The sequence below is a fragment of the Cryobacterium sp. BB307 genome (assembly GCF_012274275.1).
Taxonomy (GTDB): Bacteria; Actinomycetota; Actinomycetes; order Actinomycetales; family Microbacteriaceae; genus Terrimesophilobacter.
In genome coordinates this window covers 810,387-825,050 of record NZ_JAANZA010000001.1, presented here as the reverse complement: position 1 = coordinate 825,050, position 14,664 = coordinate 810,387, and the positions used below count along the sequence as shown (strand labels likewise).

General features: G+C 67.8%; 17 protein-coding genes. 3 read left to right on the top strand and 14 right to left on the bottom strand.

The genetic code is table 11. From position 1 onward, the window contains the following. Positions 1-8: 8 nt before the first annotated feature. Entirely contained in the window at positions 9-1,184 is a 1,176-nt protein-coding gene (locus HGK58_RS04105) for a class I SAM-dependent methyltransferase (protein ID WP_168626243.1), read from the top strand. On the opposite strand, the gene HGK58_RS04100 is transcribed toward HGK58_RS04105, so the two are convergent. The 9 genes from HGK58_RS04100 to glmS form a co-directional block, all read right to left on the bottom strand. After that, a complete protein-coding gene (locus HGK58_RS04100; RefSeq protein ID WP_168626242.1) occupies positions 1,181-1,642 on the bottom strand; it encodes a DUF4190 domain-containing protein in 462 nt (153 codons plus the stop codon). The two genes, HGK58_RS04105 and HGK58_RS04100, sit on opposite strands and share 4 nt — an antisense overlap. A gap of 69 nt (positions 1,643-1,711) precedes the next feature. Further along, positions 1,712-2,017, bottom strand: coding sequence for a DUF4190 domain-containing protein (locus tag HGK58_RS04095; RefSeq protein WP_168626241.1), 306 nt, complete (start codon positions 2,015-2,017; stop codon positions 1,712-1,714). A 135-nt stretch (positions 2,018-2,152) separates the two neighbouring features. Then, a complete protein-coding gene (tsaD, locus tag HGK58_RS04090) occupies positions 2,153-3,196 on the bottom strand; it encodes a tRNA (adenosine(37)-N6)-threonylcarbamoyltransferase complex transferase subunit TsaD (RefSeq protein WP_168626240.1) in 1,044 nt (347 codons plus the stop codon). Further along, positions 3,193-3,687 (bottom strand): ribosomal protein S18-alanine N-acetyltransferase, encoded by a 495-nt coding sequence (gene rimI, locus HGK58_RS04085; protein ID WP_168626239.1) that lies wholly within the window; start codon positions 3,685-3,687, stop codon positions 3,193-3,195. The genes tsaD and rimI overlap by 4 nt, the downstream gene beginning before the upstream one ends. Further along, on the bottom strand, positions 3,684-4,301 hold the full coding sequence (gene tsaB, locus HGK58_RS04080) for a tRNA (adenosine(37)-N6)-threonylcarbamoyltransferase complex dimerization subunit type 1 TsaB (RefSeq protein WP_168626238.1): 618 nt from the start codon (positions 4,299-4,301) through the stop codon (positions 3,684-3,686). The genes rimI and tsaB overlap by 4 nt, the downstream gene beginning before the upstream one ends. 29 nt (positions 4,302-4,330) lie before the next feature. Beyond that, the gene (gene tsaE / locus HGK58_RS04075; RefSeq protein ID WP_349236119.1) at positions 4,331-4,804 is read right to left on the bottom strand and encodes a tRNA (adenosine(37)-N6)-threonylcarbamoyltransferase complex ATPase subunit type 1 TsaE; all 474 of its coding nucleotides are present in this window, start codon (positions 4,802-4,804) and stop codon (positions 4,331-4,333) included. Further along, positions 4,801-5,925 (bottom strand): alanine racemase, encoded by a 1,125-nt coding sequence (gene alr / locus HGK58_RS04070; protein WP_168626237.1) that lies wholly within the window; start codon positions 5,923-5,925, stop codon positions 4,801-4,803. The genes tsaE and alr overlap by 4 nt, the downstream gene beginning before the upstream one ends. Then, positions 5,922-6,302, bottom strand: coding sequence for a holo-ACP synthase (locus tag HGK58_RS04065; RefSeq protein WP_168626236.1), 381 nt, complete (start codon positions 6,300-6,302; stop codon positions 5,922-5,924). The genes alr and HGK58_RS04065 overlap by 4 nt, the downstream gene beginning before the upstream one ends. Positions 6,303-6,305: 3 nt before the next feature. Then, positions 6,306-8,159: a glutamine--fructose-6-phosphate transaminase (isomerizing) gene (glmS, locus tag HGK58_RS04060; RefSeq protein WP_168626235.1), complete on the bottom strand. Its 1,854-nt coding sequence runs from the start codon at positions 8,157-8,159 to the stop codon at positions 6,306-6,308. 68 nt (positions 8,160-8,227) lie between these two features. Here glmS and coaA point away from each other — a divergent pair, with 68 nt between their 5' ends. Next, the gene (gene coaA / locus HGK58_RS04055; protein ID WP_168626234.1) at positions 8,228-9,175 is read left to right on the top strand and encodes a type I pantothenate kinase; all 948 of its coding nucleotides are present in this window, start codon (positions 8,228-8,230) and stop codon (positions 9,173-9,175) included. A gap of 159 nt (positions 9,176-9,334) precedes the next feature. Here coaA and HGK58_RS04050 read toward each other — a convergent pair whose 3' ends face one another. Next, a complete protein-coding gene (locus HGK58_RS04050; protein WP_210422592.1) occupies positions 9,335-10,597 on the bottom strand; it encodes a cytochrome P450 in 1,263 nt (420 codons plus the stop codon). A 163-nt stretch (positions 10,598-10,760) separates the two neighbouring features. Between HGK58_RS04050 and HGK58_RS04045 the strand changes: the two genes are divergently transcribed. Beyond that, positions 10,761-11,246 (top strand): DUF4383 domain-containing protein, encoded by a 486-nt coding sequence (locus HGK58_RS04045; protein ID WP_168626233.1) that lies wholly within the window; start codon positions 10,761-10,763, stop codon positions 11,244-11,246. On the opposite strand, the gene glmM is transcribed toward HGK58_RS04045, so the two are convergent. The 4 genes from glmM to HGK58_RS04025 form a co-directional block, all read right to left on the bottom strand. After that, entirely contained in the window at positions 11,235-12,596 is a 1,362-nt protein-coding gene (glmM, locus tag HGK58_RS04040) for a phosphoglucosamine mutase (protein ID WP_168626232.1), read from the bottom strand. The two genes, HGK58_RS04045 and glmM, sit on opposite strands and share 12 nt — an antisense overlap. Positions 12,597-12,613: 17 nt before the next feature. Further along, a complete protein-coding gene (rpsI, locus tag HGK58_RS04035) occupies positions 12,614-13,111 on the bottom strand; it encodes a 30S ribosomal protein S9 (protein WP_168626231.1) in 498 nt (165 codons plus the stop codon). Positions 13,112-13,139: 28 nt separating this feature from the next. Then, complete coding sequence (gene rplM / locus HGK58_RS04030; protein ID WP_168626230.1) at positions 13,140-13,586, bottom strand: 50S ribosomal protein L13; 447 nt, start codon at positions 13,584-13,586, stop codon at positions 13,140-13,142. Positions 13,587-13,719: 133 nt separating this feature from the next. Continuing rightward, complete coding sequence (locus HGK58_RS04025; protein WP_168626875.1) at positions 13,720-14,649, bottom strand: tRNA pseudouridine synthase A; 930 nt, start codon at positions 14,647-14,649, stop codon at positions 13,720-13,722. Positions 14,650-14,664: the final 15 nt, after the last annotated feature.

The following is a 14,664-nucleotide window of genomic DNA, read 5'->3' as shown; positions in this document are numbered from 1 at the left end:
ATAGCCGGATGGACAAGAGCGAGCTCATCGTGCTGCTGTCGGCCGAGGGCTTGCGGCTGCTGGATTCGCTTCCCGAATACGAGAGCACCGACGACGTCGTGCGCACGGTCGACCGCCTCCGCAAGGAGGGACGCTCACCCGAGCTGGTCGCCGCGGTCCTGACCCAGTCGAAGCTGCGACGACGGGCCAGGCACAAGCTCGGTCCGTTCGCCGACCGGATGCTGTTCACCGAGCCCGGGCTGGAGCAGGCGACCAGGCTGCCGATCGCCGCGTTGCACGCGCAGCGCTTCCGCGCGGCCGGGCTGCCGCATGTGGCCGACCTCGGCTGCGGCATCGGCGTCGACGCCATGGCGATGGCGGGCATCGACCTCAAGGTCACCGCAATCGAGCGGGACGAGGTGACGGCTGCCATTGCCGCGTACAACCTCGCGCCCTGGCCGGATTCGACGGTGATCAATACCGACGCCGAGGACATCGGCATCGCCGAGTTCGACGCCCTCTACCTCGACCCTGCCCGTCGTTCCGGGGCGCGGCGGCTGGTCGACCCGGCCGATTGGACTCCCTCCCTCGACTTCGCCTTCGAGGTTGCCCGGCAGAAGCCGACGGGCATCAAGCTTTCCCCCGCGATCGATCGTGACCTGATTCCAGTGGACGCAGAGGCGCAATGGATCTCGGACGCCGGGGAGGTGGTCGAGCTCGGGCTGTGGTTTGGCGCGGTGGCGAGGTCAGGCATCCGGCGCAGCGCCCTGGTGATCGGTCCGCATGGCGCGGCCGAGCTGACCGCAGCCGAGGACAGCGCGGACGCTGAACTCGGCCAGCTGGGCGAGTACCTGTACGAGCCGGATGGCGCAGTCATCCGGGCACGCCTGATCGGCGACCTGGCCAGAAGGATCGGCGCTCGGATGGTGAGCGAGCGGATCGCCTGGCTTACGTCGGATGCGGCAGTCGATTCGCCGTTCGCCTCACGCTTCCGCGTTGTCGAGGAGTTCCCGTTCGACGTCAAGACCCTGAAGCGCGAGCTGGCAGCCCGCCGGATCGGGACGCTCGAGATCAAGAAACGCGGAGCCGATATCGACCCGGCCGAGCTGCGCAAGAAGCTCGCGCCGAAGGGCGAGCATTCGGCGACGCTCATAATCACCCGGATCGCCGGGCGACACCGCGCTGTGCTCGCCGAGCGCGACTAGACGGACGTCGCGGCGCCGGTGAGCGCAAACATGAAGAAGCCGAAGAACAGCACGGCGAAGATGAGGAAGATCAGGCTCAACCCGATGGCCACGTAGCCGGTGATCAGGCCGGCCAGCGCCATGCCCTTGCCCGCGGGCTCTTTCTTCATCGCGATGTGTCCGAAGATCACCGCCGCGATGCCGGTGAGCCAGCCGATGTAGAAGAACATCAGCACAAGGCTCACGATGCCGATGACCATGGACGCGATGCTGAGCCCCTTGGCGTCCTGCGGAGCGCCGTAATTCGCGTTGTACGGCTGTGTGGCATACGGGTTCTGCGCGTACGGGTTGTTCACGGGCTGCTGAGTGACCTGCGCCTGAGCGTATGGCGACGGCGGCGCTGGCTGAGCGATCACGGGCGGCGCCTCAGGAGGCTGCACGGCGGAGGGCTGAGCGGGCGCGTCGTTCTCGTTGGTCATGCACGACAGACTAGGGCAAAAGCAAAGGCCGCAGTCCCCGCGGGGGGACTGCGGCCCGGCTCTGGTGAACTAGAAGGTCGAGACGCTGACGCCGGCGGTCGCAAACGTGGCGAAGACAGCGAACCACAGGATGACGAAGATCAGGCCGACAACAAGGCCGACGTAGCCGATGATGAGGCCGGCGATCGCCAGGCCCTTGCCGTTCTCACCGGTCTGAGCGATCTGCTTGAGGGCGATGTGGCCGGTGATGATCGCGACGAGGGAGACGAAGAACGCGGAGACGAGTGAGACGATCGCGAGGACGTTGGTCTTCTGCTCGGCGGGAGCAGCCGTGGTGTACGGAGTCGGCTGCGGCGCAGGCGTGGTTTCGGTCATGCTGGAAGCTCCTGTGATTGGTGGGTGTGCCGGGATTTCGGCAGGTGCCGGAGATGGCACAAGTCATAGTGGCAGTCCCGCGCGAACGCTGTCAATCGCGTAGCGACGGTGTGTCGCGAGGCTAGAGCGGTGCGTTCAAGCCTGAATCTGCGTGACCGGGAGGGTCGAGTCGGCCCCGAAGTCGAGGCTTGATGGCTCATGTCCGGCCATCACGAGTTGCGCCCCCACTTCGGCGATCATCGCGCCGTTGTCGGTGCACAGCGACAGCGGTGGGATGCGCAGCGTGATTCCGTGCTCTGCGCATCGCTGCTCGGCCAGTTCGCGGACGCGCGCATTGGCCACGACGCCACCGCCGAGCAGCAGCCTCGGCACGCCGAGGTCGTTGCAGGCGGCCACGGCCTTCGTGATGAGCACGTCCGCAACGGCTTCGCGGAAGCTCGCCGCGACATCCGGGATCGGCACGCCCTCTCCGGCGTCGCGTCGCTGCTCAACCCAGCGGGCGACGGCCGTCTTCAGTCCGGAGAACGAGAAGTCGTAGCGGTGCCGTTCGAGGTCCTTCGGCCGGCTGAGGCCGCGCGGGAATTGGATGGCGCGCGGGTCACCGGCGGCGGCCGCGCGGTCGATGTGCGGGCCGCCCGGATACGGCAGCGACAGCAGCCGCGCGACCTTGTCGAAGGCCTCCCCCGCCGCGTCGTCGATGGTCTCGCCGAGGAGTTCGACATCGGAGACCAGATCGCGCACCAGTAATAGAGAGGTATGGCCGCCGGAGACCAGCAGCGCCACGGTCGGCTGCTCGAGCGGTTCGCCGCCCAGCACGTCCGCTCCGACATGCCCGACGAGGTGGTTCACGGCGTACAGCGGCTTGCCGGTGGCGAGGGCGAGCCCCTTGGCGGCGCCGATGCCCACCATCAGGGCACCGGCGAGTCCGGGGCCGCTGGTGACGGCGATCGCGTCGAGGTCGTCGAGGGTGACATCGGCTTCGGCGAGCGCTGCCTTCAGCGTCGGCATCATGGCCTCGAGGTGGGCGCGCGCGGCGATCTCCGGGACCACGCCGCCGTAGCGTGAGTGCTCGTCCATCGACGACGCGATGACGTTGGCGAGCAGCTCGGTGCCGCGCACGATCCCCACCCCGGTCTCGTCGCAGCTTGTCTCGATGCCGAGCACGAGTGGGGCGTTCACGCTCCGCCGCCGATCGTCGGGACGGTCCGCGCATCCGGGATCGTCAGCCGCATCACGATCGCGTCGACATTGTCGGGCTGGTAGTAGCCGGTGCGCACGCCGATCCGCTCGAAGCCCAGCGACTCGTACAGCGCCTGGGCGGGCGGGTTGTCGGCGCGCACCTCGAGGAAGAGCTCGCGCACGCCGGCCTGCCGCGCGTCGTGGATGAGCTGGAGCATGAGCGTGCGGCCGAGACCGGACCGGCGGGCGGCGGGCGCGACGGCGATGGTCTGGATGTCCGCCTCGGTCGAGCCGCGCGGCATGAGCATGCCGGCGTAGGCGTCGAGTATGTCGGCTTCCGGCCGGTGGGCGACCAGGTAGCGGGTATGCTCGCTCGCCAGCTCATCCAGCATGCTGTCCCTCGACCACGCGTCGGCTTCGAAGATCGAGTCCTCCAGCTGCATGATGCCGTCGAGGTCGGCGGGGGTTGCGGCGCGCAGCTGCCAGGTCATGTGGTCACCCGCTTCGGGCCGGCGGAGAGGGTGACGTCGGGCGAGCGCAGGTATACCGGCTCTGGCGCAGCGAAGTCCCGCCCGTGCTGGTAGATGCGCTCGGCCAGCAGGCCGACGGATGCCGCGGACACCCAGTGCGTGTCCAGACGGTGGGCTCCGGTCGTCAGCTCATCTGGCTTCGCGATTGCGGGGCCGGCTGCGCGGACCGGGAGACCGACGTCGTCCGCGCCGCTGAACTCGGACCAGTACACCTCGCGACGGCGCGCATCCGTGGTGACGAGCAGCGCTCCGGTGTTGCCGTCGGCGTACCAGCCGAAGGCGACGGCGTCGTGGCTGACGACGCGCACGACTGGCTTGCCCGCGGCGAATGCGAAGGTCGCAGCGGCGGCGATCCCGACCCGCAGGCCGGTGAATGGGCCGGGTCCCATGCCGACCGCGACTCCGGAAAGAGCGCTCGTGGCGATGCCGGACTCCGCGAGGCATTCGCGGATCAGGTCACCGATGACTTCCGCGTGTTTGCGGGTGTCTTCGACGCTCCGCTGGGCGAGCACTCCGGCGTCCCGGTCGACGATGGCGACACTGCTCCCGGCCGAGGTGTCGATGGCGAGCAGCATCCCTCAAGCCTAACTTCCCGCGTGTGCGGCTAGAGGCGAAGGTCCGCCCAGCGGGGACCATGCCCGGTGATGATCACCGAACGGGGCTCGGCATACGAGTCATCCGTGGCCGCACTTGCGCCGGTCGGCCGTTCGATGTCCACCTCGAGCCAGGACTCGGCGACACCATCGAGCATCCCCGCGCCCCACTCGACCACGACAATCGAGCCCGGGTAGTCGATGTCCAGGTCGTCCAGTTCCGTCGCGCTGCCCAGTCGGTAGGCGTCGACGTGCACGAGCGGGGGGAGAGGGTCGCCGCGCGGATGCGTGCGCGCGAGCACGAAGGTCGGGCTCGTCACGGTGCCGCGCACGCCGAGCGCTTCACCGAGCCCGCGGGTCAGCGTGGTCTTGCCGGCGCCCAGCTCGCCGCTGAGCACGACCAGGTCGCCCGCCTCCAGCCTGCTCGCGATGCGGGCGCCGAGCGCCTCCATCTCCTCCGGAGTGCTGATCCGCAGTTCGATCACCCGGCGCTCCCTCCCCGGTAGGTGCGAGTAATCCGATTGCCAAGCCGCGTGACGATTTCGTAGTTGATGCTGTCGGATGCGTGCGCCCAGTCATCGACCGACGGCACCCCGGTCGCCGGGTCGCCGAAGAACACCGCGCGATCGCCGACGCGCACATCCGCGTCGCCAATGTCGACGAGCACCTGGTCCATCGCGATCGTGCCGGCGATGGTGTGCACCTGCCCGTTGATGCCGACCGGCCCGCGACCGGAGGCCGACCGCGGAATGCCATCGCCGTAGCCGAGGGGGACGAGCGCGACAGTGGTGTCGGTCTCCGCCCGAAAGCGGTAGCCGTAGGAGACGCCGCCGCCGGCCGGGACCCGCTTCACTGCGACGACCGTCGAGGCGAGTTCCAGCGCCGGGACCAGTCCGAGCTCGGCGGACGGTCGATCCTCGAACGGTGATAGCCCGTAGATCCCGATGCCGGTCCGAACCATGTCGAAGCGCGTGCCCGGCAGCGCAAGAGCCGCCGAGGTAGACGCCAGGTGCCGTAGCTGCGGCGTGAGTCCAGCAGCCTCAGCCGCCTCCAGACCCCGGACGAAGGCCGCCACCTGGTTGGCATCGTCGTCCGGGCTCGCGTTCGCGAGGTGGCTGAACAGGCCGCGTACGCGGATACTGCCTGCGCGCTCAAGCTCGGCCGCGCGCTGCACGACCGGCTCCCACTGCTCTGCCGGAACTCCGTTGCGGTGCAGTCCGGTGTCGAGCTTCAGGTGCACGTGCGCGATACCGTCACGGGATGCCGCGGATGCCGCCAGTTCCAGCTGCTCGAGCGAGCTGATCCCAACGTCCACCCCTGACTCGACCGCCATCCGGAAGTCCTCGTCGTGACCGTGCAACCACGCCAGCAGCGGCGCCAAGATGCCGGCACCCCTCAGCTCGAGCGCCTCGGCGATGTCGACGAGGCCAAGCCAGTCGGCGCCGCCGTCGAGGGCGGCGCGGGCGACCGGGAGCGCGCCGTGACCGTAGCCGTTCGCCTTGACGACGGCCATCATGTGCTTGGTGCCGATGGTGGCGCGCAGTGTCTCAACGTTGCTTGCGATGGCGTCGAGGTCGACTACTGCTTCGCGGTGCAGCCCGCTCACTTCGACGTTCTCGCGGATTCGGCCATGACGTACGCTATCGCGATCCCCGCGTCATGTGACATCGAGAGGTGCAGGCGGTCGATTCGCAGCTCGACCAGAAGCTCGGCCGCGCCCCCTGAGACCTCGAAGTGCGGGTTGCCGCGGTCATCGGCGGAGACCGCCATGTCGTGCCAGGACACGCCGTCGGAGTGTCCGATCGCCTTGATGAGCGCTTCCTTGGCGGCGAATCGGGCGGCCAGCGAATGAAGGGATAGCTCACGTCCGCCCTGCGTTCGTTCGCTGTCAGCGAACAAACGTGGGAGAAGCGCAGGAGTTCGCCGGGCGGCGCGCTCGAAACGGGCCAAATCGACCACGTCAACGCCGATGCCGACGATCACCGCCTACTCCACGGTGACTGACTTGGCGAGGTTCCGGGGCTGGTCGACGTCAAGCCCCTTCGCCGCAGACAGTTCCATCGCGAAGATCTGCAACGGGGCGACCGAAAGCAGCGGCTCGAACATCGTGGATGCCAGCGGGATGTGGAAGACGACATCCGCGTGCGGCAGCACTGCGGCATCTCCCTGTTCCGCGATGGCCAGCACGCGTGCGCCCCGAGCGCGGATCTCCTGGATGTTGCTGATCACCTTGCCGTGCAGAGAGTCCTTCGCGCGCGGGCTCGGCACCAGCACGAAGACCGGCTGGCCGGGCTCGATCAGCGCGATCGGGCCGTGCTTCAGCTCACCGGCCGCGAAGCCCTCGGCGTGGATGTAGGCGAGCTCCTTCAGCTTCAGCGCGCCCTCGAGGGCGATCGGGTAGCCGACGTGGCGTCCGAGGAACAGCACGGATCGCGTGTCGCTCATCCAGTGCGCGAGCTCGCGGATCTTGTCGTGCTGCTCGAGCACAACGCCAAGCTTCTCCGGGATGGCGTGCAGCTCGTCGAACAACCGGCGCAGTTCCGGCTCGTCGAGGGTGCCGCGCAGGCGGGCGAGGTGCATCCCGAAGAGGTACAGCGCGGTCACCTGGGCGACGAACGCCTTGGTCGACGCGACGGCGACCTCAGGGCCGGCGTGGGTGTAGACCACGGCATCCGACTCCCGCGCAATCGAGGCGCCCTGGGTGTTGCAGATCGACAGGGTGCGTGCGCCCTGGCTCTTGGCGAACTGCACCGCGAGCAGGGTGTCCATGGTCTCGCCGGACTGGCTGATCGACACGACAAGGGTGCGATCGTCGATGACCGGGTCGCGGTAGCGGAACTCGTGCGCCAGTTGCACGTCGACGGGCACGCGCGCCCACTTCTCAATGGCGTATTGACCGAGCATTCCGGCGTACGCGGCGGTGCCTGCGCCGACGATGACGATGCGGTTGACCTGGCCGAGCTCATTGGCGAATTCCTCGAGCTCCGGGATCTCGACCAGCCCGTCGACCGCGCGGCCGAGCAGGGTGTTTGCGATCGCGTCTGGCTCCTCGGCGATCTCCTTGGCCATGAAGCTGGACCAGCCGCCCTTGTCGGCCGCCGACGCATCCCACGACACCTCGAACTCCTGGGTCTCGACCGGGTTCCCGTCGAAGTCGACGACGGTGAACGTGCTCGGTGTTATCGTCACGAGCTGGTCCTGACCCAGCGCGACGGCGCGGCTGGTGTGCTCGACGAACGCCGCGACGTCCGAGCCGAGGAAGTTCTCGCCCTCGCCGAGGCCGATCACGAGCGGCGAGTTGCGGCGAGCGCCGACGACGACGCCCGGGTGGTCCTGGTGCATGACCAGCAGCGTGAATGCGCCATCAAGCCGGGCAACGACCCGCCGCAGCGCCTCGGTCAGGTCGCCGGTCTTCTCGTACTCGTATCCGACCAGCTTTGCGGCGACCTCACTGTCGGTCTCGCTCGTGAACACGGTCTCCGGGTGCGCTGCGACAAGCTCGTCGCGCAGCGGCGCGAAGTTTTCGATGATGCCGTTGTGGATTAGCGCCAGCTTGCCGTCGTTGCTGAGGTGCGGATGCGCGTTGTCGTCGGTTGGGCCGCCGTGGGTCGCCCAGCGGGTGTGCCCGATTCCGGTGGAGCCGTTGGGGATCGGCGAGCGCTCGATCTCGTTGACGAGCATCTGCAGCTTGCCGGCGCGCTTGCGCGTCTCGAGCCGGCCAGTCCCGTCGAGGACAGCGATTCCCGCGGAGTCGTAGCCCCGGTATTCCAGGCGCTTGAGTCCGCCGAGCAGCACCTCGATGCTCTGGTCGCTCCCGACGTAACCCACGATTCCGCACATGGTGAACGATTTTATGCCACCAAGTCTGGACGTGAAGGCGTCCCGTGTCACTAGTAGGCTTTTTGTCAATGCCTGAGCCCTCCAACGGGGCCGGCCACCTGACCCCGTACCAGGAGATCGCGAGAGCGACCTGGGCAGAGCTGGCGCCGACCACCGAACAACCACTGACCGCCAAGGAACTCGTCGAGTTGCGCGGTCTCGGCGACGTGCTCGACCTGCGGGAGGTGTCGGATGTCTATCTGCCGCTCAGCAGGCTGATCAGCCTGTATGCGGTCGGCGCGAAGCGGCTGCACGCCGCGACGAGCAGCTTCCTGCGGCAGCGCAGTCAGAGCACGCCGTTCGTGATCGGCGTCGCCGGCTCTGTTGCAGTCGGCAAGTCGACGATCGCGCGGGTGCTGCGCGAGCTGCTTGCCCGTTGGGATGAGACGCCCCGCGTCGAGCTGGTCACCACCGACGGTTTCCTGTTCCCCAACCGGGAGCTGGAGCGGCGTGGCCTGATGGAGCGGAAGGGTTTCCCCGAGTCGTACGACCGACGTGCGCTGCTCCGGTTCGTGACCCAGGTGAAGTCCGGTGCCTCCGAGGTGCGGGCTCCCTTCTATTCGCATCTGCGCTACGACATCGTCGGCGACGCCGAGGTGGTCGTTCGCCGTCCGGACATCCTGATTGTCGAAGGCTTGAACGTGCTGCAGCCTCCGGCGGCGGGGCACGAGCTCGCCCTGAGCGACCTGTTCGACTTCTCGGTCTACGTCGATGCGCGCACGTCGGACATCGCGCGCTGGTACGAGGACCGCTTCATGAAGCTGCAGCAGGGCGCCTTTGCCAACCCGTCCTCGTACTTCCACCGGTTCGCCGGGCTCAGTGAGGCGGAAGCGCGCGCGATGGCGAGGGACATCTGGCACCGCATCAACGAGCCGAACCTGCTGCAGAACGTGCTGCCCACGCGCTCACGCGCCAAGCTCGTGCTGCGCAAGGACTCGCAGCACACCGTCAACACGATCCTGCTGCGGAAGATCTAGAGGCGCCCGGCGCCCACTCCAGCCCGACGCCCCTGTTGTGCAGGACCATTCCTTGTTGTGCAGTACGTTCGGCGGCGGGCTCAGTGGCCAATGAACGGCCCGAAAACGAGGTGAAAGTCCTGCATAACGGGGGGTGGCCGTGCGCCACGCCGCGAGCGCTCACGCCCGCACTCCTTCCATGATGAAGCCGCTCTCTGGCAGCGCCGGGAAGTGCCGCAGGCTCACGCGGAGGTCCTGTTCCGGCACCCGGTAGTGGGTGGTGGCAAGCAGCACCACCGCCTGCTCCATGAGGTCGATGGTCGCCTGTTCCCCCGGGCAGCGGTGCCCGGTCTCCTGCTCGCCTCCGCCCTGCGGGATGAGCGCGTTGCGGTCGCCGTCGAACGAGTCGAACCGTTTCGGCTGGAACTTGCCGGCATCCGGCCACAGCCGCTCGTCGTGGTTGGTGCCGTACAGGTCGAGCAGCACCCAGTCGCCCCTCCGGAAGTCATGGCCATGCCAGCTGAACTCCTTCAACGCACGGCCGCCGATCACCGGGAAGAACGGGTAGAACCGCCTGACCTCATCGACGAAACCACGGATGCGGTCGAGGTCGCCGCCAGCGAACGCGCGTCTCCAGCCGGGTCGCCGGTGCAGGGCGAGCGCCGCGAACACGATGTATCGCCCGACCGCGACGGTTGGCCTCAGCACGTTCAGCAGTTCGACGGCGGCGACCTCCGGCGTCAGCACCTCGCCGTCCTCGGTGTACGAGCTGATGCTGCCGAGGATGGTGTCGTGACCGGTCAGCGCGGTCCGTTCGGCAGCGACGACACGCTTCGCCCACGCCTCGGTGCTGCGCCGCATGGCGCGCGCGGCCCAGTTCTGCGGGCCGAACCGGCCGGCGTTCTCGATCATCGCTGTCAGTTGCGTCGTCAGCGCAGGCAGGTCCACTCGACTGGGGTTGATGCCGACCCAGCGGAGCGCCACCCCGGTGAGCACCGTGTTAATGCGCTCGTAGAGCACCACCTGGTCGCCGGCGATACCCCGCCACTCCTCCACCAGCAGGCGTCGTGCGCGCTCGAGGCTCTCCGGCGCGTTCACCTGCTCGAGGAACAACCTCTTCCGCTCGAGGTGCGCGGCGCCATCCAGGCTTTGCACACTCTCCTCGTCCTGCAGCAGATGGAGCACGGATGCCGGTATGGCACGCTCACGCCCGAACCGGCCCCCCTCGTAGAAAGTGCGCGCCGCATCCGCCCCCCGCATGACGGTGACGGGTCGTCCGAGGAGTCGCGTGCGGAATGCGTCCCCGCCGACACGCTCGAACCTCCGGGCCCCGAAAAGGTAGCCGTCGCGCAGGAAACCGAGCGACGAATCGGGCGTGGGCAACGCCGGCACCCCGTTCTGTCGCGCCGCACCGTCCAACGCCATGAGCTCCAGTGTTGCCATCGCGCCTCCACCGGCACTGGGAGTGCGCGGGTCTCGCTGGGCCCCCACAGTCAGTGCTCAGCCACCACACAGATGACCATAATTCGGCGGTGCAAGCGTGTGCGCAAGAAGGACCGACAAGCAAGTTCATGTCACACATTTCAATGATGAAACGGAGAGAAACATGGCTACAGAGTCGGCACGAGGCGCGAACAATTACACGGAGCGCTACGCAGAGACCCCCCTCCAGAAGGCAGCGCTCATCTTTGGGATCGTCTTCCTGCTGGTAGGAATCTTGGGATTCATTCCCGGCGTGACCACGAATATCGACACGATGATGTTCGCCGGCCACGAATCCGAGGCGCTGCTGCTCGGCATCTTCCAGGTGTCAATCTTCCACAACCTCGTGCACCTGCTGTTCGGCATCCTCGGTGTCTGGCTCGCTGCTCGGTGGTCGTGGTCGCGCTGGTACCTGATCATCGGCGGTGTCATCTACCTGGTGCTGTGGCTGTACGGCCTCATCGTGGACGAGGCGTCGGCCGCCAATTTCGTGCCAATGAACGATGCAGACGACTGGCTGCACCTCATCCTCGGGATCGCGATGATCCTACTCGGCGTGCTCCTCAGCCGGCGCATGCCGACCAGGACCGCGGAGGGGTCAGTTAGCTAGACGCTCGCGCACAACGGCGGCGATCTCGTCGGCGATGCGCTGAGCGATGACCTGCTCGGCCGCTTCGACCATGACACGAACGAGCGGCTCGGTGCCGGAGGGGCGCAACAGGATGCGACCGGTGTCACCGAGAGCCTGTTGCGCCTTCTGGACCTCCGACGCGATGTGATCGTCCGCGTGCAGGTCGTGGTGGCGCACGTCCTTGACGTTCACCATGACCTGCGGGTACACCGTCATCACCGAGGCGAGTTCCGCCAGCGGCTTGTTGGTCGCGGCCATCACGGCCAGCAACTGGAGGCCGGTCAGGATGCCGTCACCGGTCGTGGCGTACTTGGTCATGATGACGTGGCCGGACTGTTCGCCGCCGAGGCTCAGGTGCTTCTCGTTGAGGGCCTCGAGCACGTAGCGGTCGCCGACCTTGGTCTCGATCAGGTGGACGCCGTGCTCCTCCATCGCGATGCGGAGGCCGAGGTTGCTCATCACAGTCGCGACGAGCGTGTCGTCGACGAGCAGGCCGTGCTGCTTCATCGACAGGGCCAGGATCGCCATGATCTGGTCGCCGTCGACGACATTGCCGGCATGGTCGATCGCGAGGCAGCGGTCGGCGTCACCGTCGTGAGCGATGCCTACATCGGCGCCATGCTCGACGACCGCCTTGGCCAACTGGTCGAGGTGGGTGGAGCCGACACCGTCGTTGATGTTGACGCCGTCGGGGTCTGCACCGATCACGGTGACCTTCGCGCCGGCGTTGGTGAAGGCATCCGGGGACACGCCGGCCGCGGCGCCATTGGCGCAGTCCAGCACGACGTGGATCCCGTCCAGCCGGTTCGGCAGGGTTCCGAGCAGGTGCACGAGGTACCTGTCCTCGGCGTCGGCGAAGCGACGGATGCGACCGACCTCTGATCCGCGCGGGGCAAGCGGCGATGAGGCGAGTGCCGCCTCGATCCGGTCCTCGACCTCGTCGGGCAGCTTGCGGCCGCCAGCGGCGAAGAACTTGATGCCGTTGTCGGGTGCCGGGTTGTGCGACGCCGAGACCATGACACCGAAGTCCGCGTTGCTGTCCGCCACCAGGAACGCGGCACCCGGGGTCGGGATGACGCCCGCGTCGAGCACGTCGACGCCCGAGCTCGCCAGACCAGCGGCGATCGCCGACGAGATGAACTCGCCGGAGACGCGCGGGTCGCGCGCGAGCACCGCAACCGGGCGGCGCCCGGATGCGCGTCGACCGTCAGCGTGTCGTCCCTGGCCGAGCACGACCGCAGCAGCCTGCGCGAGGCCGAGCGAAAGCTCGACGGTCAGGGTCTCGTTGGCGAGACCCCGGACCCCGTCTGTGCCGAAAAGCCGTGGCATGTGCGCTGCCGGCAGCTCTAGCGCTTCGAGAACTGAGGAGCCTTGCGCGCCTTCTTCAGACCGGCCTTCTTGCGCTCGATGACGCGGGCGTCGCGGCTGAGGAAGCCGGCCTTCTTGAGGGTTGGGCGGTTGTTCTCGCGGTCAATCTCGTTGAGCGCGCGAGCGATGCCGAGGCGCAGTGCGCCGGCCTGGCCGGAGGGACCACCGCCGGTGATGCGCGCGACCACGTCGTAGCTGCCGAGAAGATCGAGCACCTTGAACGGGTCGTTGATGAGCTGTTGGTGCAGCTTGTTCGGGAAGTAGTCCTCAAGCGGACGGCCGTTCACGGTGAACGTGCCGCTGCCGGGAACGAGCCGCACGCGGGCGATGGCCTGCTTGCGGCGGCCGACTGCCGCGCCGGAAACGTTCAGCACCGCGCGCGGGGTTGCCGGGGCAGCCTCGGCCGGGGTCTCGGTGGAGAAGCTGCTGACAGCCTCTTCCGGTGTGGTCTCGATGGAATCTGCGATCTTCGCCATTGTCAAAGTCCTTATTTGCTCGTCGGCGTTACTGCGCGACCTGGGTGAGGGTGTACGGCTTGGGCTGCTGAGCAGCGTGCGGGTGCTCCGGGCCTGCGTACACCTTGAGCTTGCCGAACTGGGCACGGCCGATCGAGTTCTTGGGAAGCATCCCGCGCACCGCCTTCTCGACGGCGCGAGCCGGGTTCTTCTCGAGCAGCTCCGAGTAGCTGGTGGCGGTGAGGCCGCCGGGGTAACCCGAGTGGCGGTAGGCCTTCTTCTTCTCGAGCTTGGAGCCGGTGAGCGCGACCTTGTCCGCGTTCACGACGATCACGAAGTCACCCATGTCCATGTGAGGAGCGAAGGATGCCTTGTGCTTGCCGCGCAGGAGGGTTGCGACGTGGCTGGCGAGACGGCCGAGTACGACATCGGTCGCGTCGACAACGAGCCAGTCGCGCTGGATGTCAGCCGGCTTGGGCGAATAGGTACGCGTCACAGCGAATACCGCTTTCTGATCGAAGGGAGTCGTTCGTGAATCCCACTCCGTGGCTGTTCCGTGCGAGAGACGCGCAGAACACTTCCGGTGGAGGGCTCAACTTCGGGTGCAGCAGTCGTGCGAACACCAAGGGTCAAGAGTAGTCGACGGAACCGGGCCGGTCAAACGCGATCGGCTCGCGGCGAGCGCGGGTCTGCACCGCACGCGCCTCGAGTTCGACGTCGTCGGGGTAGCCGACCTCAAGCAGGGTGAGCCCGCGCGCCGCGGCGACGATGAATTCGCTGGTGCGCATCCGCTCGTCCCGGATCCCTGCGAGCCGTTCGGGATCCAGCGTTCCGGCACCGACCGCGATGCACGCGCCGACCAGCGCGCGCACCATGCTGTGGCAGAACGCGTCAGCCTCGAGGCTGGCGACGAGCACGCCGTCCGGGTCGCGCCGCCAACGGAAGTCCTGCAGCGTCCGGATGGTCGTCGCTGCCTCGCGCGGCTTGCAGTAGGCGGCCCAGTCGTGCAGGCCGGTGAGGGAGCGTGCGGCAGCGTCCATCCGGTGCTCGTCAAGGGGCGCGGGATGCCAGAGCGTGAACGCGCGCTGAAGCGGGCTGCGCGCGCCATGCGCATCGTCGATCCGGTATTCGTAGCGTCGCCACACCGCGGAAAAGCGAGCGTCGAATCCGGGCGGCGCGACACTTGAGCGATGCAGCACGACGTCAGAGGCCGGACCCAGGATGCCGTTCAATCGTCGCGCGAGTATCTGGGGGCCGTGCTGCCGGCGGTCGGCGGTGCGCCCGCGCGCCGGACGACTGAGGCTGCCGAGCTGGTCCGGCGTCAGATCCAGGTGCGCGACCTGGCCGAGAGCGTGCACCCCGGCATCCGTTCTCCCCGCTACCGTGAGCAGCGGCGCTGGTGGGTGCCGGGAGAACACAGTCGCCAGCGCTCCCTCGAGCACTCCTTGCACGGTGCGCAAGCCCGGCTGGCGAGACCAGCCCCGGAAATCAGTGCCGTCATAGGCGAGATCGAGCCGCACCCGCGTCAGATCGCCGCTGGCGGTTTCGGGCTCTGGCATGCTCACGCCCAGAGT